General features: G+C 69.6%; 6 protein-coding genes. All 6 read right to left on the bottom strand.

The features are described from left to right. Positions 1-17991: a WXG100-like domain-containing protein gene (locus ASD42_RS18645; RefSeq protein ID WP_056818344.1), complete on the bottom strand. Its 17991-nt coding sequence runs from the start codon at positions 17989-17991 to the stop codon at positions 1-3. A 16-nt stretch (positions 17992-18007) separates the two neighbouring features. Next, positions 18008-18487: a YbaB/EbfC family nucleoid-associated protein gene (locus ASD42_RS18650; RefSeq protein ID WP_056818346.1), complete on the bottom strand. Its 480-nt coding sequence runs from the start codon at positions 18485-18487 to the stop codon at positions 18008-18010. Between the two features lie 17 nt (positions 18488-18504). After that, positions 18505-18825 (bottom strand): hypothetical protein, encoded by a 321-nt coding sequence (locus ASD42_RS18655; RefSeq protein WP_056818348.1) that lies wholly within the window; start codon positions 18823-18825, stop codon positions 18505-18507. A 149-nt stretch (positions 18826-18974) separates the two neighbouring features. Further along, positions 18975-19358: a hypothetical protein gene (locus ASD42_RS18660; protein ID WP_056818350.1), complete on the bottom strand. Its 384-nt coding sequence runs from the start codon at positions 19356-19358 to the stop codon at positions 18975-18977. Further along, a complete protein-coding gene (locus ASD42_RS18665; protein WP_063893671.1) occupies positions 19355-19717 on the bottom strand; it encodes a toxin-antitoxin system YwqK family antitoxin in 363 nt (120 codons plus the stop codon). Before ASD42_RS18665 ends, ASD42_RS18660 begins: the two co-directional genes overlap by 4 nt. Before the next feature lie 28 nt (positions 19718-19745). Further along, the gene (locus ASD42_RS18670; RefSeq protein ID WP_156677504.1) at positions 19746-21005 is read right to left on the bottom strand and encodes a hypothetical protein; all 1260 of its coding nucleotides are present in this window, start codon (positions 21003-21005) and stop codon (positions 19746-19748) included. Positions 21006-21026: the final 21 nt, after the last annotated feature.

Here is a 21026-nt window from a genome sequence, read left to right on the forward strand (position 1 = left end):
TCATCGGCGAGCGAAGATTTCGGCTCGGTGGACCGGGTCGCGCAGCGCGTGCTCGATATACGCGCCCAGATCCATCTCGCGCGGCAGCGGCCGGTAGAACAGCTCGCAGATCATGGTGCTCGCATCGACGATCGCGAACCGCGTGCGCCGGTGATCGGCGGGGCCGTATTCGATGCGGACCGGACCGTCGAGGTCGATCATACGATCGCCGACCCGCAGCGCGAGCCGGGCGCCGTCCCGGTAGAAGACCACCTGGACACCACCCACATCACCGTAGACACCACCCACTCCGCCGGCCTCCGGAGCGGCTGCCCGCAGCGCGCCGGTAGCCGGGTCGAACTCCGCGCGCACGCCGTATCCGACGAACGGGCGCACGAGCACCGCCCCGTTCGCCGCCGTCGGCGGCGGCGCATACCCGTTGCCGAACGGCCGACGACGCGAATCGTCTCGACCAGCCTGCACCTGCCCCGGCGGAACCGGCGGCATGGGCGAGAACGGCATCTGATCCGACGGCGAGGCGCCGGGGTACGGCCCGGCTCCCGGCGGAACTACGGGTACCCCCATCGGTGGTGTCGGCAGGTCAGGAGTCGCCACCGGCGGTGTCGACAACCACGGCGGTAGTGGTGGCGTCGACGGCGGGGTCTGACCGGTCGTCGGCGGCGTGGGCCACGGGGCCTCCGGGGTCGGCCACGAGGGAACCGAGTTCGGCGGAACCGGAGGTGGCGAAGTCTGCCACGGCGGACCCTGATTCGGCGGACCCTGGTTCGGCGGTACGGGCGGTGTCGGAGTGGGGTTTGGCGGGGTGGGCTGCGGCTGCGTAGGTGTCGGCCAAGACGGAGTGGGGTTCGACGGGACCGTCGGCGCCGGAGGTACCGGCGGCATCGGCCACGACGGTGCCGGAGGCGTCGACGGCCACGATGGGACCGAGGGTGCCGGGGGCGTCGAGGGCGTCGGCTGCCACGGCGGGACCTGGGGTGTAGGCGGCCACGGCGGAACCGGGGGTGTAGGAGGAACCGTCGGCCACGGTGGGACCGGGTTCGGCGGAACCGGAGGTATCGGCGTCGTCGGAGGAGGCGGTGGCGGGGTGGGGCAAGGCTCCGTAGGTGTCGGCCACGGCGGACGCGGCGGCTCGGGCTGACGCGGCGGCTCCGGCTCACGCGGCGGCTCCGGCTCACGCGGCGGCTCCGGCTCACGCGGGTTCGTCGGGGTCAGGTCCAGGTCTGGCCAGCGGATCGGGTCGACGTGCATCAGGTCTGGGAATTCTGGGTCGAATTCTCTTGGGGGATGCGGGATGTGCGAACGGTAGGTGGGAGTCGGTGGGCGCGAGGGTCGCGGTGGGGTCGCGGCGGGGTCGGCGTTCGGCGGTTTGGGGGTTCCGCCGTTCTCAGGCGGGGTGGTGGTAGGCGGAGCGGGAGTCGGCTCACCGGGCGCGGGCGTCGGGTGGGTTGTGCTCGTACCGGGGTCAGCGCGGTTATCGGAGGACGCGTTGTTGTCGAAAGCCTCGAGGGCTTCCTCCCGCGCCTGCTCGAGTTTGTTCACCGAGCGCACATAATCGGCATGCGCCTCGATATCACCATCGACCTGATCCAGATCCTCGATGACCCGATCGTGCGCCGCAGCCGACTCCTCATCGGCACGCGCGAAGGCCTCGTCGACCGCGGCCGTCTCCCGCTGACGCGCAGCTTCGATCTGCGCCAACGGATCCGGTGCGGGCTCACTGGGCTTGCGGCCCGAGTGCGAGTTGTCGGGATCCGCGGGAGACGAGTTGTCGGGATCGGCGGGAGGCGAGTCGTTGCCCTCGCGACCTTCGGCCGGGTCGGTCGGCCCGTTGTCCGGCGGTCCGGCGTCGGGTGGTGTCGGATCAGGGGTCGTGGGCAGTTCGCCGGGGTGCGCCGCGGGCAGTGGCTCGGCGCGCATTGCCAGGTCGAGTTCGGCGAGCAGGCGGGCGAGTGTGTCGATCTGATCGGCGCGCAACCGGATCTCCCCGCGCAGCGCGGCGAGTTCGGCGATCAGCTTCTCCGGGCTCAAGCCTTCGTGACGCTCGATCCGGCCGTCGCGGTAGGCCTCGTACACCTTGGCGAAGGTGGCGTCGTCGGCGTCGGTGATGTCGACACCGACGATCCTGGCCCAGTCGCGGTTCGCGGTCGGGCGGCGTGCCGGATCGGTGGTCGGCAGTGGCCCACTGTCCGGTCTGGCCGCGGCCTCGGCCACGGCGGTGGCGAAATCGGTCTCACCGCGACCGCGCATCGCGTCGGCGACGACATCACGCAGGCTGTAGACGGCGTCCGGATCGTGCATCGGCAGTCTGCCGTCCACCACGCGCGGGTCCGCTGACTCGTCGCCGCGCGGCACCTCCGAATACGCGTCGACTCGGTGCAACGCGCTCGCGTATTCGGTGAGCGCGTCGCGCAGCAGGTCGTGCTGTCCGTCGCGCTCGAGCATGCGGATCAGCTTGCGCAGCTTCTTGGCCGACAGCCCGCTCTCGTTCACCGCGTAGACGCGTTTCCCGTTCGGCCCGTCGACGTACCCCGGCGGCAGCAGCGCCATGACCCGGGGGTCGATGTTCACCCGGGCGATGAACCGCTTCGGCACCAACCTGCGCGCGGTGTCCTCGGAGACGAGCCGCCGTGCCAGGTGGTCTCGTGCGGCGTCGACGGCCGCCGGGTCGATCTCACGCAACTGCTTGGCGTAGGCCACCAGGTCGCCGACCTGTTGCACGCGCAGCGCTTTCGCCGTCGCGGTGTCGGTGAGGGCGGCCGCCAGCGTTTCCGGGGTGAGCGCTTCTTGGGTGAGCCCGAGGCGCGTCGCCAGGTGACTGCGCGCGTCACTGACGTCGTGGAACGTTTGAATGTCGTTGGCGGAGCGGGTGAAATCGCTCAGCGCCTCGATCTGGGTGGCCCGCACGGCATTGTCGAGGCGCAGGTCCGGCACCAGCGCCTCGAGCTGAGACGGGTCGAGGGTGAGCGGGTGCAGGCCGAGATCGCGAACCACCTGGGCCAGCTCGGTCAGCATCGCGGCCGGCGAGCGTGGCACGGTGGCATCGGCGGTCGAGGTGGGCGTGACCTCGTCGGCGTTGAGCACCGCACGCCATGGCCCGTCGCCGTCGCGCAGCAAGGTCACGGCCAGTTCCCGACCGTCGACAACCTCCTGCCGATACCTGACGTCCGGCGTATCGGCAGGTTCGAGCCGAATATTTCCCGACCAATCTGTCTGCGCCAGCCGATAATCGACGACCAGCTCACGCCGGGCGAGCTGGGCGGCGAGGTCGGGGTCGGCGGCGAGCAGCCCCGCCAGCACGTGGTCGCGCTGGGCGACACCATCGACGATGACCAGCCGATCCGGCCCGTTCGTGAACGGGACGCGCACCGCCTGGTCGCCGAGCCGGGCACCGACCGGTGCGGCGCCGTCGTCGCCGTCCGGAAAGAGCAACCGCTCGGCCGCGGCCGCGAACTCCGCGACCCTGGCCGACCTGGCGATGCTCTCGGCCCGCAAACGAGAGAGCAGCGCGTCGGCGGCGGCCCTGGTCGCGACCTCATCGATACCGACATCACGGCTGGCCGCCCAGGTGGCCAGCTCGTCGCGAAGCTGATCGCGACGCAGCGCGTGCTCGAAGAACTTGCGCAGACCTTCGTCCCGACCGAGCTCATCGGCGTCGCCCCACTCCGGCAGCGGCTCGGCGCCGTTGCCGATCGGGGTGACATTGAGCAGGCCAGGATCGTGGCCGAACGCCCGGAGGAACTCGTCGCGGAGCCGCCCGAGCGGGTTCTGGTCGGTGAAGCTGACCGAACCGCCGATCGGCACGGCCCGGCCTGCCGGGTCGGGATCGTCGTACCGGCCGCGCTGCCGTGGCCGCGACGACTCGTCGAACTCGTCGTCGTCGAAGTAGTCGTCGTCGAAATAGCCGTCTTCGTCACGGGTTTCGCCGATGGCCGCCGGTTCGCGCCGCCCGGGCAAGCCCGCCGAATCCGGTCGTGCGTCGTCGCCGAGATCAGCTCCGCCGTAGGGCAGCGTCTGCTCTTCGATGAACCGCTGCACCGCGGCGGCCAGCCCTTCGATCGAGCCGACCATTCGCATCGCGCGGTACTGCTGCTCGTCGATGACTCGACGCAGCGTCTCCCCTGACTCGTCGGGCAGGTCGAGATCGAGAAGCCGTCGCGCGGCCTCGGTCAGCGTCTCGCCTTCGGGCGGGGGCCCGATGGGTTCGGGCAGTCGTGGTGCGGCAGGCGGCTCGTCCGCGAGCCGGTCCGCGGCCTCGGGCGAGATCAGGTCGTGCTCGAGCAGTGCGTCGATGATCCGATCACGCGCTCCCGCATCGGCATTGACGAACGCGAGCAACAGACCGTCGCGCGCTTCGTCGGCGGTGGTCCGGCCGACCTCGAGGTCGCTGGTGACCTGGGCGCGAACGTCGTCGGGGTCCACGTCGGTGTACCAGGGCTGATACACCGAGCCGTCGGGCAACCGCATCGGCAGGTGTTCGCCCGCCGAGTCGCGCATCCGGGCCGAGAGTTGGCCAAGGAGCGGGATCTTCTCCCGGTTGGCAATCCAGATCGGCAACTGCTGCGCGAGGCGAAGGAAGGTCGGATCCGGTCCACCGGCCTCCGGCGGTGCCTGGATCACCGGGATGTCCGGTGACGCGGGCGGTGGGTTCACCGGCGCGGGTGCGGCGCCGCCCGACTCGACGAGATCGGCGAGGCCACTGATGCCGTCGGCGATGGCGGCCTGTCCCTTGCTGTCGCCGACCGGGGAGCCGGACGGGTACTTGATCTGCTCCACATGCTGGGGCCATGACTCGCGGACGAACTGCCATTCCCGGCGCAGGCGGGAGGTCGGCGTCGCGTCGGCCGGCGGCGCGTTCTCTCCGACGACCTGCCACCGATCGTCGCCGTCCGGGCGCACGTTCAACGGCACCCGTTCGCCGTCGACCTCGATCTCCACTCGTGGCGGTCGGCCGACGGCGGTCGGCTCGATCGGTGTATCGGGCTGGTCCGGCGTCGATTCGCGCGCACCGTCGGGCTCCTCGCCCATGCGGTCGAACGGCACGTCGACCTGATCTCGCGCCGGGTTCGACGCGTCCACCCGGTCACGCGGGGCTGACGGATCGGCGTCTCGTTCGGCCGGGCCCGGGTCGACGTCGCCGGCGATCGGGAGGAGATCGCCGGGGTGCAGTTCCGGGTTCTCGGCGTATCTGGTGAGCAGCTCGTACAGGGCACGGACCGGCTTGCTCACGTCGTCCACGCCGCGGAACATCACGTGGGCGAATGCCTCGGCCAGCGCCTCGCCCGACCGGAGCATCAGGTCCTCGTCGAGGCTGTAGCGGCTGAGCATGTCCAGCCAGCCGCCGAAGTCGGCGTCGGGATCGCGTGTGCTCAGCTCGAGCAGATAGCTTTCGGCGAGATGCCGAGCATTCAGCTGCCCCGCGGTGTCGAGGACGTGCCCGAACTCGTGCAGGGCAACGTAGTAGACGGGTCGCTCCAGCGCGGACGGGTAGAACAGATCGGCGTCGACAGCATCACGAACCTGCTGGTGGAAGTCGTAGGCACTCGTCGCGTGGTCGTAGTTGAGGGCGACTTCCTTGCTGTGGTAGCGGCCGGATTCGATAGGGCCACGCTCGGTTTCGCCGAGTACGCCGAAGGGCATCGACCGGATCGCGACGCTGCGCAGATCGACGTTCGGGTGCAACCTCGCCATATCCACGGTGCCCCTGGCGAATTCCTGCACCACCGACCAATTGAGGCCGGGCAGGTCGAAGCCGATCGCCGCCATGTCGGGATAGTCGAGGATGCGGGCGAGTTCGTCGCGCAGCCGAGCGCCGACCTCGGCGGGACTCAGTCCGGTCCACTCGTCGGCACCGGGCACACCGAGCAACCGCTCGTTGTCGGCGGTGAAGGAATCGATGTCTTCGTCCGGCGGGCGCAACGGCTCGATGTCGTCGCCCATCCGGTCGTACCCGGGCTCTGCCGCGGGCTCGTTCGACGCCATCCGGTCGATGAATCGTCCGAATCGTCCGCGCGGCCGACTGCGGTCGGTCAGGTCGGCGGCACCGTCCTCGAGCATTCGGGCGATGCGGTTGCCCAATCGGACGGGATCGGCATCGGTCAGTCCGTGGAACCGGCTCGCGAGCACGTCCGAGGCGGAGGCGTCCCCGCGCGGGCGCGGCACTCGCCACGCACCGTTCCCGTCCGGCTCGAAGTGGACGTTGACTCGGACGTCACCGACCGTGAACTGGTGGTGCCGAAAGTGCGGCGGACGCTCGGACGCCGCGGTCAGCAACGGAATTCGCCGGGTGGCCAGGCGGTGCAGCACCTCCGACGGATGCGGGGTCGCGGGCACCGCGGCCGTTGGCGAGGCGGCGGCCCTGATCCCGCTGAAGTACAGATCGCCGGTGAAGGCGACGACGGAATCCCGGAACTCGCTCGGCTGCGATTTCCGTCGACGCTCCGTGTGTTCGGGACTGTCGAAGTGGTCCGGTCCGAGTTGCCGGAACCACTCGCCGAAGCCGAGGTCGGTCAACCCCTCGGTGCGGTACTTCAGATAGTGGTCGAGCATCTGTGCGAGGCTTTCGTCCACGTCGGGACGACGCATCGGGCCGAGCGCTTCGCCCTCGGTCAGGAAGCGAAGGGCAGGCTCCCCGCCCGGACCGCGCTCCGGCACCCAGCATTGGACGTCGTGCGCCAGCACGTTCCACACCACATCGGAGTATTCGGGGTTCCGTGCCGCCAGTTCGTGCAGGGCGGCGAAATGCCCACCCGGCTCGGCGACGACGTGCAGTCTGCGCCAGGAGAGGAACCCGGGCCGACGGAAAGCGGCGATATTCGACGTGAGGGACACCCCATCGGGATCCGATTCGAGTTCCTTGGCCAACGCCCGCTCGGCGAAGTCACTCCGCACGGCGTCATCGGTGCGCGCGAGGGCGGTGTCGGCCCGATCCCCGGCATCGGGTCGGCCCCAGTGCGGGTTCGCGCCGTCACCGCCGGCGCGTGCCACGTCGAGGACGATCTCGGCATGCTCGAGACCCACCCGGTTCACGTACCGGCGCAGCGCTTCTCGCCCCGCCTCCACGGCGACCCGGGCAGGCGGCGGTGCGTCGGCGTCGCGCCGATGCGCCCGCTCGGCCTTGTCATGGGCCTTCGTGTACGCGTCGGTATAGGCCCGTTCGGCCGGGCCGATCGGCACATAGTCGCCGAGATCGCGGACAGCGCGCAGGGATTCGATCTCCAGCGCGAGATACGGTGCGCGCGCGTCCCTGAGCGCTCGCGACTCCGGCAGCCGCGCCGGGCGATCCGGTCGGGCCGCACCGTCGAGCGGTGCCGGTGGGGTGATGCCGCGGGTCCGGTCCCAGTCCGCGCCGAACTGGTCACGGTAGCCACGGCCGTCGACGCGCGGTCCGTCCGCGTCGAGAGCGGCGCGCACCGCCCTGACCCCGGCCCGATGCGCGGCAGCCTGGAACAGGTCGTCGATGGTGACCGTCCCGAGCTTCTCGTAGGCCTTCTTCGCCGTCTTCATCGCGTCCGCGACGGCGTCGTCGTAGGTGCGACGCAGGGGTGATTCGTCGCCGGTGTCGATGAATCTGCCGCGCTCCGCGTCGTATCCGAACGACAGCGCCAGCGCGTCGGCCACCCGATCTGTCATCCGGTCGGCGTATTCGTCCCGGCCCAGGGTGAGCAGCTCGGGCAACCCCTCGGCCACGGCGGCCAGCTGGTCCGCCATGCGCGCGGCGAACACCATGTCCTTGGCCTGCTGCGCGGGCGAGGCATCACGGTCGAGCACAAGGGTGTTGGTGACCGGGTCGTAGCCGGGGGCGCGGTCGCGGCGGTCGGCGCCCGGCCGCGACCGATATTCGGGCTCGATGCTGAAGCGAACCGCCACCCCACGATCGGCGATCTGCTGCAGCGCCCACCTGCCCATCCGGTCGAGCGAGGTCCCGCGATGCCAGCCGTCGAGCAGCATCGTCGGTTCCCGATAGATCCGGTCCACATGGTCGACCAGAGCAGCGTGGTCGGCATTCGCCCGGGTGAGTGCTTCGCCGGCGAGTCCGGGATCGGACAACCACGCGGGCCGGACGTCGTCGTCGGCGGCATCGGAATCCCGGAGCACGTGCAGCACACCGGATTCGTCACCGTGCGTACGTGTTCGGGCCGCGTCGGCGGGTGCGATCCCCTGCCGCACGAGGTCACCTCGGACGGTGTCGGTGATCTCGTCGACGATGCGCGCGTGCTCCATCGTCGCCCTGGTGTGCTGGGCGGCCAGATCATTGAGCAGCAGAGCGTTGTCGAGGCCGTGCCAGATGTCGATGTCCATCGCCCGCAGCACCAGCATGTCGGTGATCGCGCGGCGAGTGCCGGGCAGTTCGTCGACGGGCAAGTTGAAGCCGCGCACCATGCGATCGGCGACCAGATCCCAGTCGGCTTCGATCCGGGTGAGCGTGCGCGAGGCCGCCGACTGATCGCGCATCAGTCGCTCGAGTTCGCGGGCCGCGTCACGATTCGACGGCACGTATTCGTCGAGTCCGGTCCTCGGCGTGGGGTTTTGATGCCGATCCCATTCGGCGCCCGCTTCGGCGCGTCGACTGAACCCGTCCGGGTTGTCGAAGTGTGGGTGGTCGAGCAACCGGGCGACGCCCGCTTCCCGGCCGATCTGCCGCGCTTGTTCGGGGCTCAGGGTCGAATCCCGGCGGGTGGCCGCGTCTACCGCCGCGTCGTAGGCCGCGAGGTAGGCCGCGTCCAACGTCTTGCGGGTCGCGACGTCCACCAGATCATGGGCAGTGCCGCTGAACGGATCGTGGCCTGCCTCGTTCAGCTCACGATGGAATTCGGCCTGCCTGCCGAAGGCCTCTGCCTCGGCACGGACGCGGGCGGTGATGTGGTCGTCCCGATCGAGCGCCCTGATCTGTGCGGGCGTCACCTCGACGCGGCCGCCGAGCACCGCATCGGCGAGGCTCGCGGCGCGCACCATCGCGTCGGCCTGCCCGACGCGGTCGCGGCCTTCGGCACCGACGACCACGTCCATCGTCCGGCCGTTGAACGAGTCCGGCGCGTTGTCGTCGAGCGTCCCGAAACGCACGCCCGCGTCGACGGCATCGAAGGTGGCCAGCGCTTCGCGACCGATGTCGGTGCGCGCGAGCAGATCTCGGACCCCGGTCGTCGCGGGATCGGGTGTGTGCAGCAGCCAACCGTACGGTTGCCCATCGCGCGGCAGCAGCACGTCGGGATCGGGGCCACGGAGGTAGCCGGGGCCGTCGAGCGAGGGCTCCCCCATCGTGTCGAACTCGGCGATCGGCAACGGGACATCGGCGAGGACATCCACGCCATCGCGCACCAGCAGCAGTTCGGTCACCGTGACCTCGCCGCGCGCGGAGGCGTGCACCAGGTGGTATTCGACCCGCAGGGTGCCGTCCGCGGCCGCCGCGCGCAGCTCGCGCACCGCCTCGCGCAGTGTCCGGCCCGCGTCGCTGTCCGGCTCGAGACCACGCGCCGCCATCTGGGCCGGGGTCTCGTTGAGGATCCTGGCCAGGTTCTGATCGATCGCCAGGGTGCGCCGCAGGTACTCCGGCGAACCCTGTTGCGCGTGTGCGGTTTTCGAGCCGCCGAGGGACGCTCCGACGCCCTTGGCCTCGACGACGATCAACGTCGTCGGCGCCCCGTCGACGGACCGGGTCATCGACGCGATATCGACGGTGTTCGCACCGTCGAAGGAACCATCGAACGGGGACAACAGGACCGCGCCCGGCCTGGTCTGCGGGTCGAGGGCGAACGCGCGCCCCGCCAGCTCGCCGAGGTGCTTGGAGACCTCGACCATCTTCGGACCGAGGTCGTTGTACTTCGTCGCCGCGACTTCCAGATCGGCGAGCGTGGCCAGCTTGCCCACCAGGTCTGCCTCGGTGAGCGATGGATCGGCGTAGAGCCGCGCCTGCTGCCGCTGAGTCTCGGGGCCGAGTCGTTCGGTCGTCAGGTCCGTGAGTCGCTCGATCCCGAACTCGGACTTCAGTCGATCGACGGTGTCACGGACCGCGTCCCGCTCGGCTTGCAGTTCCATCCGCTCGGCGGACGCGTCCCGCAATTGTCGAGCGAGGTCGGGATCGCTCACCTCGTAGGGGTGGGTATCGCCCTTCTGCGCCAGGTACTCGTACTCCTGCGCGGTGAGATGATCGCTGAGGAACTGGTTGCTCGCATCGCGGTAGCCGAAGTTCGCGTCGCGGTGGGTGTTCGGCGCGTCATCGCTGTGGTGCCAGGTGCCGTCCGGATCGCGGTAGCTGTCGGTGTGCGCGTCTGGGCCGTCCTCGCCCATGACGTCGTATCGCCCCTGCCCGGGTGGGGTATTCGGGTCCGGCGCACCGATTTCGGGCCGTGTCCCCTGCGGGGTCGGGGTCGGGTCGTCCGGGGTGCTCCGCGCAGGCGCTTCGAACGGGATGTTCGCGCGGTCACCGGTGAGGGGCGCGCGGTGACCGTCCCAGTGATCGCCCGGCATGCGCGCGACCCGGTCCTGAATTTCTTCCCAGGTGAGGTTGTAATCGTCGTCTTCGTAGCTGCGGCGGCGCTGCTCGGACCACTCCCACGCATCCCGCATCAACAGCAGGTCGCCAGGCTCGGGCTCGCCCCTGCTCAGTCGACCCCATGCTTCGGCCACATGCGCCAGCCGGTCGAGTGGACGCCACCGCAGCTGACCCGAATCCGGGTCGGTCATCAATATTTCGTGCTCCATCAGGAACTGCTTGATCTGGCGCACGTTGTCGGGGGTGAGTTCCGGGATGCGGCTCGGCAGCTGGTTCGCGATCGTGTCGGCGATGACATGGTTGGGGACGCCGGACTCCAGCCAGTCGTAGACCTGTCGCAGTGCTTCGCGGCGGGTCTCGGCCTCCGTGTCTTTGCGGCTGAACCGGGTTTCGGGGTCGGCGAGGCGAGCCCTGACCTCGTCGATCAAGGCCCGCTTCCGGGTCTCGGGATCGCCCGGCAGTCGGGCGGCGGCGTCGTTGAGCGCGCTCTTGATGGCGTCGACCATGTCCCGGGCCTGGGTCCGCTGGTCGGCCAGGCGCTGATCCCGCACCGCGTCCGCGATCGGACCCACATCGCCGTCGGTGCGCAGGAATTGGTCGTATTGCTGATCCGCCCAGCGCTGCACCTCGGCCCATGCGGCCCGTCGCGCGTCGCGCCGATCTCGCATCTGCGCCGAATCGTTCGGGTGGGCCACCACATCGGCGCGGTCGGGCCGGTTGACGAACGGCTGCTGGTCCGAGCTGAACCGGCGGATGAGGCGCTTGGGCTTGAAACCGGGCTTGATGCGGCTGGAGTCGTTCGGGTCCTGGAACCACGACCAGCCCGAGATCTTCACCAGTTCCACGGTGATCCGCAGCAGGTTGGACGCGGCCTCCGGCACGGGATTCGCGTGGCTGTCGAGCCCCGGGTCCAGGGGCGGACCGCCGGGAACCCGAGGCAGGAAGCCCTCATTGATGCCGGGGCCGTGCGAACCGCTGATCCCGTCCACGATGGCCGCCTGGGTCGGGCTGACGCCGACGCTGCTCACGCCTTCGGGCAGCGGCCTGCCTTCGAAGTGATCGGGCCGTTCGTCGGAGCCGCGCCGGTTCTCCCACCGGGCGCCTTCCGGATTGACGTCGTGCCAGGTCCCATCGGACGAACGCCACTGCACGACATCCAGATGCGTGCGCCCACCAGCGCTGTCACGGATCGTGTAATCGATGGTGGTGCGCCGCACCTGCGGTCCGTCGTTCGGCATGGCATCGACGCGGGCATTGCCTTCGCGGTCGGCGGTGATCCTGCGGAACTCCACCGTGGCGCGGTCGCGGGTGAAGGCCCTGACCACCGCGTCGGAGGTGCTCAGCGCACGCTGCAGAGCAGTCTCGTGGTCGGTGAGTCCGCCGTCGCGTGGCAGATAACCCAACGGATCACGCGGTCCGTAGACGACGATCCGCGGCGGTTCGCCGTCGATGAGACCGACGTCTCTGGTGTGCATCCGGCCGCCGTCGCCCTCGACATCGGTGCGGGCCGCACCGGCCACCAGCGCCATCTCGTCCTGGAGGCGGCCGATCCGATTGTGTGCCTCGTTCACGTCGCGGGCGGCGGTGGCGAGTGCGTCGAGTTCGGCGGTGCGGCTGGCGGGATGGTTGTCGCGCAGCTGATCGATCGTCGCGGCGAGGTTCTCCGGGGCGAGTGCGCTCTCGTCGATCGCACCGTCGGCGTCGACCAGGTCGAAGCGCTGCGCCAGATCGTCGCGCATGGCACGGTGCGGCTTGATCCGCAGCAGTTCGGCGGCCCGCTGCCTGGCCAGCCGATCCAGTTCGGGGCCTGCCTCGGCACTCGGCGGTCGTCCGTCGAGGGCGCCGCTGGCCTCGAGTTCGGCGATCTGGCGGTCGATGGCGGCGAGGTCCTCGCGCAGCTCGATGACGCGACGCGCGGCATCGTCGAGCTTGGCGGCGGCCTCGCGCCGATGTGCCTGGTCGGCCTGCGAGCGCCGCTCGTTGACCTGCCCGCCCGCTTCCTCACCGATCGGCGCGACCCGGGTGGGCCGCGATGCCGCCTCGTCCGCCAGCCGGCGCATCGTCTGCGCGAGGTCGGCCCTGGTACCGACCGCCTGCTCCGCATCGACGATCCCCATCAATCGGGTGACCCGGTCGTCCCGCTTGGCCCGCCAGAACTGCGTCTCGCGCGCCAACTGGTTCCGCTCGGCCATCAGCCGGTCGTACTCGGCCTTGGCCCATGCGTCGGCGGCGGCGAGATCTGGTTGCGACGCGGCGGGATCCATCATCCAGTCCGCACGCGGGTCCGGCGTCGACGGATTCGCGGGATCGTTCATCATCCACGCCCGACGCGGATCAACACGAGACGGATCCGCCTGCGACGCCGCGTCATCCAGCATCCACGCCCGACGCGGATCAACCGGCGCCGAATTCGACTGCGACGCGGAATCATCCAGCATCCATGCGCGACGTGGATCAACCGGCGCTGAATTCGATTGCGACGCGGGATCGTCGAGCATCCATGCGCGACGCGGATCAACGCGAGACGGATCCGCCTGCGACGCCGCGTCATCCAGCATCCACGCCCGACGCGGATCAATCGGCGGCGACTCGGCCTGCGACGCCGCATCATTCACCATCCAGCCCACGCGCGGATCCGGAGTCGGAGTGGGAGTGGGTGTTTCCGGTCTGTCACCGGCGGCGGACCACAGCAGGTCCGCGTCAGCCCTGAGCTGGCGGGCATTCCAGTCGGCTTGTCGAGCGCGGCCGCGCGCCGACTCGGCCGACTCGCCGTCGCGAGCGATCGGGTCGGACTCGGCGATCGCATCGGCAATTCCGTGGAGGAATTCCGCGCGGTTCGCTGCGAGATCGGCACGCAGGTCGGCGAGTTCGGCGCGTACGCGGTCGGCCTTCTGCGCCGGTGTGTCGTCGCCGGGCTCGTCCTCGCCCATCCGGTCGTAACCAGGCCTGTCGGACTCCGGGCGTTGATGCGGGTTGTCCGGCGACACCCCTGCCTCGGGCAGCCTGCGCAGGACCTCGGCGTGGAAGTCCGCGAAGTCGCCGCCGTTGGCCAGTGTGGCCTCCAGCGCGGCGCGAATCGCGACCGAGCGCACGAATCCGAAACTGTTGCCCTTGGGGTGCGCGCCGATGCCGACGCCCTCCAGCATCTGCCGCGTCATCGGGGGTGCGTCCCAGACGAAGACGTCCCCGGCCCGATCGCGATAGTCACGCAACCATTCGGTCACCCGGTGCGCGTCATCGATGTCGCGCACGTAGACCACGATCGCGTCGGGTCGCGTCGCGAGGGGACCCGCCACCTTCGCGGTCTTGACGCCGGTGAAGTCGTCGGCGTCGAGGAGCAAGTCGCGCACCATGTTTCGCATCAGCTCGGGTGCGGCATCCATGCGCGGGTTCACGTACACCCGGTACCCGGGGGAGAAGTCGGCTCCCGGCCGGTTGAAGTGCAGGAAGTGGAAATCCGGGTCGACGTCACCGACGGTTTCCGGCAGGACCATGCCGCGACCGTGCGGCGACTGGATCATCGCGTACTGGAGCTCAGGGTTGTTCACCAGGATGTCGGTGACGGCACGCAGGTAACCGGCGGGATCGGTGACCACGTTGGGTTCGTGCTGCAGCGCGTACAGGTTGTAGACATCCATGGCGCCGGGCATCGCGTCCCGATCCTCCCAGACCGCGTCGAGGAAGCTGTCGAGGCTCTCGCGGGACAGGCTCGGCGGTTCGATACCGGCCTGCTGGTACAGCGCCTCGCGCAGGTCGAGCAGATCATCGAACGACAGGTCAGGCCGATCCCTGCGCAACTCGTCGAGCGAGCGCGGCGGCCCGCTGACATCCGGGGAGTTGTTCGCGAGACTCCCATCGACCGCTGGGCCGAACGGAGCATCCCGCGGAAGATCGGGATTTCGGCCCGCCTCGTACGCCTCGTCGGGATCGTAGAACCGAGGCTCCGCCGGTCGACGCGAATCAGACTGCGGCGCAGGTGATTCCGCTGGGTTGCGTGGGTCGGGCTGTCGCGCAGGCGATTCCGCCGGGCTCCGCGGGTCGGGCTGACGGGCGGGCGATTCCGCCGGGTTGCGCGGATCGGGCGTCAGATCGCCGACACGTGGCGCCGGTCCCGCATCGCCGCGGTTCGCGGTGAACTGTAGACGGGGGTCGACGACGCGCGGCTCCACGACATTGCCCTGCGAGTCCATCAGGACGGCCGAGACCGTTCGCAGATCCGGCGGTGTCGGCCGCGGATAGGGATGGCGCGCACCGGTTTCGGGATCGAGGATCTCGACGCGGTGCTGCCCGGTCGCCGGATCGAGACCGACGACCATGGCGTAGGGCGCGCCGCCGACGATGAGCCCTTGACCAGGGCTCACGAACTGGTCGACGACGAAGGCGCGTGGCCCGGCACCGCGCGCGATATCGCCGGGGTCCGCGTCGCGGGCCATCCGCATCAATTCGTCGACGATCCCCTGGTGCCGTGGCCGACCGGCGCCGGGGTCGGCGAAGTCGCGCAGCGGTCCACCGAGTGCCGCCTCCAACTCGGCGCGTGACCGGCCGTCCTCGCCCATCCGGTCCATGTCCAGATCGTCGAAGTCTCGGGGTGACCGCGTCGAGTCCGCGGGCTGATGCGACGAGTCCGCGGGCTCACGGGCGCCGTCGGCGGTAGGTTCGGCGCCGTTGCGACCGTCGAATGTCTCCCATTTGCCCGCAGGCAATTCGGCGGGCTGGTCGGAATCCTGGCGGACGCGGACTTCATCTGTCGGTGCCTCCACCCGCGCACCGAGTAGGTCGGCGAGTGTTCGCGCGAAGCTGCCGTCGGCGCCGCTGTGGCAGGAGAGCAGCCGCACCGGAGTACCGGGAACATAGTGCGGGTTGTTCAGGATCGCCTGGGCGATGAGGGCCGGATCGACCGGGCCCGCCAGTCCCGGAATGGGCTGGCCTGCCCTGCTTCCGTGCAGGACGACGTCGTGCGCGCCCTCGTTGCGCACGTTGTTGCGGACATTGTGCGTCGCGGTGTCATTGCCGATGGAGGTAGCGGTCGGGGCGTGGACCACGCCCTGTCCGTTGGGCAGAAATGCCGCGTAATCGGGCGTGCTGCCGGCGATTCCGCCGTCGGCACCGTTGTTCCGGTCGGCGACGCCACCGCGATCGGCGCCATCGGTCGGTGCGACACCGGGCTCGCCGATCGGAACGCGGGCACGTCGACGGACGGGATTCGACGGCGCGTTCTCGCCGGGGGCGAGCGGCACGACCGGAGCCACCGCGTCGTCGACGGGCGAGGCCAGTCGCGTTTCCCCGGTGTCGACGCCGTTGCGCGAACTCGTCGCCACGTTGTCGGCATGGTCGGCGCGTACCGCAGGTTGGTTGTCCGCACCGGCGCGCCCGGTATCGGCGAGACCCGCGCGGCTGTCGGGGGTGGCCGCCACGGCGGCCGCGTCGTCGGGCGCACCTGACCGATCGGCCGAAGACGATTCGTCGGTCACCGGCGCCGAGTCGGGGGTGGAGCCGACGATCCCCGCTCCCGATGGCGAGTCGGGCCCGACAGCTTGGCGCAGATCCACGGCTGGACCCCGTGCCGCGGAAGATGCTGGGGCGCCACGGGTTTCGCCGGCCGCGGCAGCCTGAGAGGCGGGCGCCGGGTTGCCGGCGGCAGCGGGTGCCGTGTTGGTAGCGGGCGCCGGGCTACCAACGCCTGCGGGGGCCGGGTTGGCGACCGCAGCGGGCGCCGGACTGCCCACCGGGGCATGCGCGGCGAGCGGAGCGGCGGCGGCTGCTACCGGAGTGTGCGTCGCCCCGCCGTGCGTCTCGGCGGTGACCGGCGCGCTGGAGTCGGCGAGACCGCGCGCACCGAGGTCCGCGCCCGAAAGGCCGCTTTCCCCGGCCAGGACACCGGCCCGTTGCGCACCGTTCGGGTCCTGGGTGACCGGCGAATCCGGTTCGGTCCCACTGCGATCGGTCGCCGACGGCTCGGCGGCAGGTCGATCACCGTTGGCCGCATGATCCCCCTCGGCACGACCACCCTCGGCACGATCGCCGTCAGCACGGGAATCCTGACCGGTGAGTTGGGTGTCGGCGAAGTCCTCGCCTCGACCCGCATCGGAAGCACCATCATCGCCAGCGGCGGCAGCCCTACTCCCCGATCCACCGTCGGATTCACCGGTGGACGGGCTCGCGGCAGGGCGCATCGACGAGCCGTCGTTGCCGCCCGAGCCGAGCCCGGACGCGCCACTGGGCCTCACCCCATCGCCGCGGGACCCGCTCCCGGCGCCCTCACCCTCGCCTTCCGCGAGACCAGCGCGGCTACCTTCACCCACCCCCACCTCTTCGTCGCCACGCGCCGGTCCACCCTGCCCGGTGTCGTCGTCAGCGGCGGCGCGTGAGCCCTCGTCCGTACCGAGGCCGCTGTCGTCACCCTCGCCGACACCTCGCCCCTCGGACGGACTGATGCCGACGATGGCATCGATCTGATCGCTCAGACTCGGCCCGCTCATCGTGTCGACGCCCGGTGTGGTGATACCGCGGTTGCGGAACGCGTGCGCGCCGGTCCCGCTCAAGCTGGACAACAGACCGTTGGAAACGCCCGCCGTCAACATCAGCGGATCGTGATTCTTGGGATTGGCGGCGTGCTGGGCTCGATCCCACGCCGCGTCCCATTCCTCCTGGTTCTTCGCGTCGTGCAGGTCGATGGCGAGCTGTGTGCCGATCGCGGCGTAATTGCCCGCCTCGGCCCCGACGAAGCCGGCGGCGGGGCCGGTGATCGCGGCCTTGAGCCACCGATTCATCTGCGGGCCGAGGACGCGGTTGCTGAGCAACTCGCCCGCGGGCCCGGCGAACGCACCGCCCGCGGCCGAACTCACCATCGTGACCAGCAGCTGACGATCGTTGATCTGGTCCCGGTGGCCCTGGCTCACCTGCCAGGCCTGGGTACCGAGTTCCTGCATCGTGCCCAGCGTCAGGTCGATGGCCACATGCCTGGCGAGGAACTTCAGCACCGTCTTGACGAACGCCTGCCTGCCGAAGCGGATGAGGGCTCGCGTGGCCGCCTGCCCGATGATGCGGACCGCCAGCCGGGTCGCCAAGATGGCCGCGGTCTGCAGGGCGGGTGAGGCAGGCGTCGGCGGAATCCAGCACAGCGCGATCTCGAACGCCAGCAGCGCCAGCGACGAGTAGAACATGATCTTCGTGTACTCGACCTCGGTGCCGGTATCGAACACCGATTTGCCGACCTCGTCGAAGTACTCGGCCAATTTTTCCAGCGACTGATCGTCTTCGGACCCGTCGCCGGTGCGCATCGAGTTGAAGTCCTTGATCATCTCCTCGACGCCCTTGCCGAACGGGTAGGCCGTCAGCGACGCGGCTTTCGCGGCATCGATGTCGTCGAGAATCCCGCGCAGCTCGTCCGCGGCCGCCTGCCAGTCCTCGGCGAGACCGAACAGCTCGTCTTCGTTCCCGTCGGGCCACTCCATGCCGGCCGGATACTTGAGCCAACCCAGCTCATCAGGAAGATAGATCATGCGCGATTACGCGAGGTCACCAGCTCGAGTCGGTAGCCGAACCCGACCGATCCGGCGCTCCGAGCAGCTCATTGCCTTCCGAATTCTCTTGCCGCTCGGGTGAATTGGGGGCAGCGAGCGAGGCCTCCACCGCCTGGGGAACGATGAGGTCCGGCATGTCGGCGACCAGGTCGGTCAGTTTCGGCAGCCGCGAGCGGCCCTCCTGCAGCGGCGCCATCATTTCCTGGGTCAGCCGTGCGACCTCCGCCGACGCCTGCTGCGCGGCCTCGGTCATCGCCCTGGCGATCTCGGGGTAGGTGAGATCGTCGATGTCGGAGCTGAACTTGGTCTCGATGACCTTGTAATCAGCGTTCACCGACACCGTCACCCGCTTGCGGACAGTCGCGCTGGCAACGATTTTCGCGCGATCCCGCTGTATCTGCGCGATCCCGCGCATCTGCTCCTGCACGCCTTCGATGATCTCGGCGAGCTGGGCCTTTGCCTGTTCATTCGTCATGATTCAGCGACCCCTGATCAGCGCAAGCCCTCGTAGTTGCCCTTTTCCATCTGCTCGAGCAACCGGGCGCTCTCCAACTGCCCGTCGCACATCGTGCCCATGTTGCCCGCGATGGCTTTGGCGCTGTCGGTGGTGTTCTTCTTCGACGCTTCGTAGCCGTTGTCCGCGTCGCCCTTGAAGAAGTTCTGCCCCAGCGTGTCATCGCCCCAGCAGGAGCCACGCCCGGCGGCCGCCGCGTCCAGCCGTGCGATGACGCCGTTGATCTGGTCACGAACAGACCCGGTTTTGACGGCTGCCCTGCGGAACAGCAAGGGTTCGTACTCGAACTTCTCCACCATCGCGTTCGTGTCCCTCCAGCGTCAGCGCACCGATCTCACAACTCGTTTGCTGCGCAAAAGAATGGCAGCGGTGAGCGAATCCTTCGTTACACCAACATGAATGGAGAGTTCCCACCACATGATCGCTCCGCGATCACCGGTGGTGGCGGCTAGCAGAAGTAGCGCAGCAGCGCGTCGTAGAACGTGTCGTTGTCCTCGACCGCGGGTGGGGTGTAATCGATGGACCGCACGTACTCGACGAAATCAGCGGGGATCTCCAGCGGCTGAGCGGCTAAGTACTCGACCGAGTCCTCACGCCAGACCCACACACCGTCGGAGTTCAGCGACGAGCCGCCGGGGATCCAGCGATCCTTCTCGAACAGGTGAACCACCGCCTCCATCACGTCGAATCCGGCCGGGGGATTGCGCAGGTACGCGATGATCTCGGCGCGGTCGGGCAGTACCTGCTCGGTGCCGGATTCGGCGATCGAGGGCAGTTCGTCGTGCTGGCCTCGGAACATCTCCCGGTACATGCCAACGGGTTTGAGGATCACTGGGTCACATCCTGGATCAGCGTGCCCGCGGCGTCCCACTTTCGCCGAGCGCGCAGTCTGCCGGTGTCGTCGTAGACGTCGATCTGCTTGACGGTGCCGTCGGGGTACCACTCGCGCCACTCGCCGATCGCCCGGTTCCGCGCGGCCCTCCCGTCGGATTGGGGGGTGCCGTCGGCGTAGAAACCCTGGGACGGACCGTCTTCCATGCCGTCGACGTACGTGGTCAGGGTGAAGAGCGTGCCGTCGTCGTAGAGCTCGACCATTTCACCGGTGAACAGTTCGCCGCGGTAGTACATCAGACCGTCGGGGCCGGTCGCGTCGGCCTCCGGATCATCCATGTCGATCCGCCGGGGAGTCATCGATACCTGCCTTCCGTTCGCTTCGCGCCTACGGTGTCACACCCGCGTCGACCGTCGCATCCGGTGCGGTAGCGCCCGCGACGGTCAGTTGGAAATACGCGCCGTCGACATCGAAATCACCGTCGAACACCTCGGTGAGCACGGCGCGGGTGACCACGCCTGTCTCGGCATCGGCGACCAGTCGCCGCGCGGCCGTGTACTGCGACTCGGTCGGGTGGTCGGTCAGCAGACCGGCGATGATGCCCGCGACGATGTCGGCCGTCCACACGCCGGGGACCGCCTCGGCGAGCTCGTCGGCACCCGGCGAATCCGCGCGATACCAGTGCCCGTCGGCCCACCAGTAGCAGAACGAGAGCAGGCCGGAACCGGTGCGCGCGTTCAGGACCGGGTCCGCGACCCACGCGGGCGCGCCGCGGTACAGATCCGGCGACTCGGCGCCGTCACGGTAGACCGCGGCCAGCGCCGGGGCGTTCCACACGCCACCAGAGAGCACCGCCCGATCCCCCGGCAGCGCCTGCAGGGTGGACCCGCTGCGGCGCACGCCCTCGAAAACGCAGGTCGACGGCGCCACCCGCGGACCCCACATCGACCCGACGGCAACGAATCCCGCCGCGATCACCGCCCATCGCCTGGCGAGCACGCCGAAGTCGGGAAATTCGGTGTCGGTGGCACATCGCACCGGCACCCGCCCGGTCGCCTCGTCGTTCCTTGCCTGCGCCGCCGCCAGTTGCGGCGGACGCGACTGCCTGCCGCCGTGCCCCACATAGGCGGCCAGCCACAGCGGCACCTGCGCACGTGGATACACCGCGAGGTCGGCACGGTAGGCCTCCGGCGCGAACAGTTGGTCGTCGGGGAACGGGTCGTCACCGTAGTCGTAGTCGACGTCGAGTTTTCCCTCGTCGGTCAGTGTCAGCAGATAGCGCCACCATGGGCCGTCGCCGAGCGAGGCCGACAGATGCCGGTGGTCCCGCAACAACGCCAGTACCGACTCGGTCGGGAAGACCCGCGCCACCCGATCGTGCTCATCGGTGAAGACCATCGCCGTCGATTCACCTGCCACGGTCATCGAGAACGTCGCCTGCACCCGGCGCCAGCCCGGCGGCCCGAGCGCGGCTGTCTCGCGCGCGATCCGCCGGCTGAGCTCTGTGGCATTGTCGAGCGGCGACAGGGTAAACCCGACATCGGGTGCCTCGGGTGCCTCGGGTGCCTCGGGTGCCTCGGGTGCGGTGGTTTCGGCGTCGATCACCTCGGCGTCGGGTGTGACCCTGTCGGTGCTCGGGGTCGTCATCGCCTCGTCCTTCCATCTCGG

Source organism: Nocardia sp. Root136 (assembly GCF_001427185.1).
Taxonomy (GTDB): domain Bacteria; phylum Actinomycetota; class Actinomycetes; order Mycobacteriales; family Mycobacteriaceae; genus Nocardia; species Nocardia salmonicida.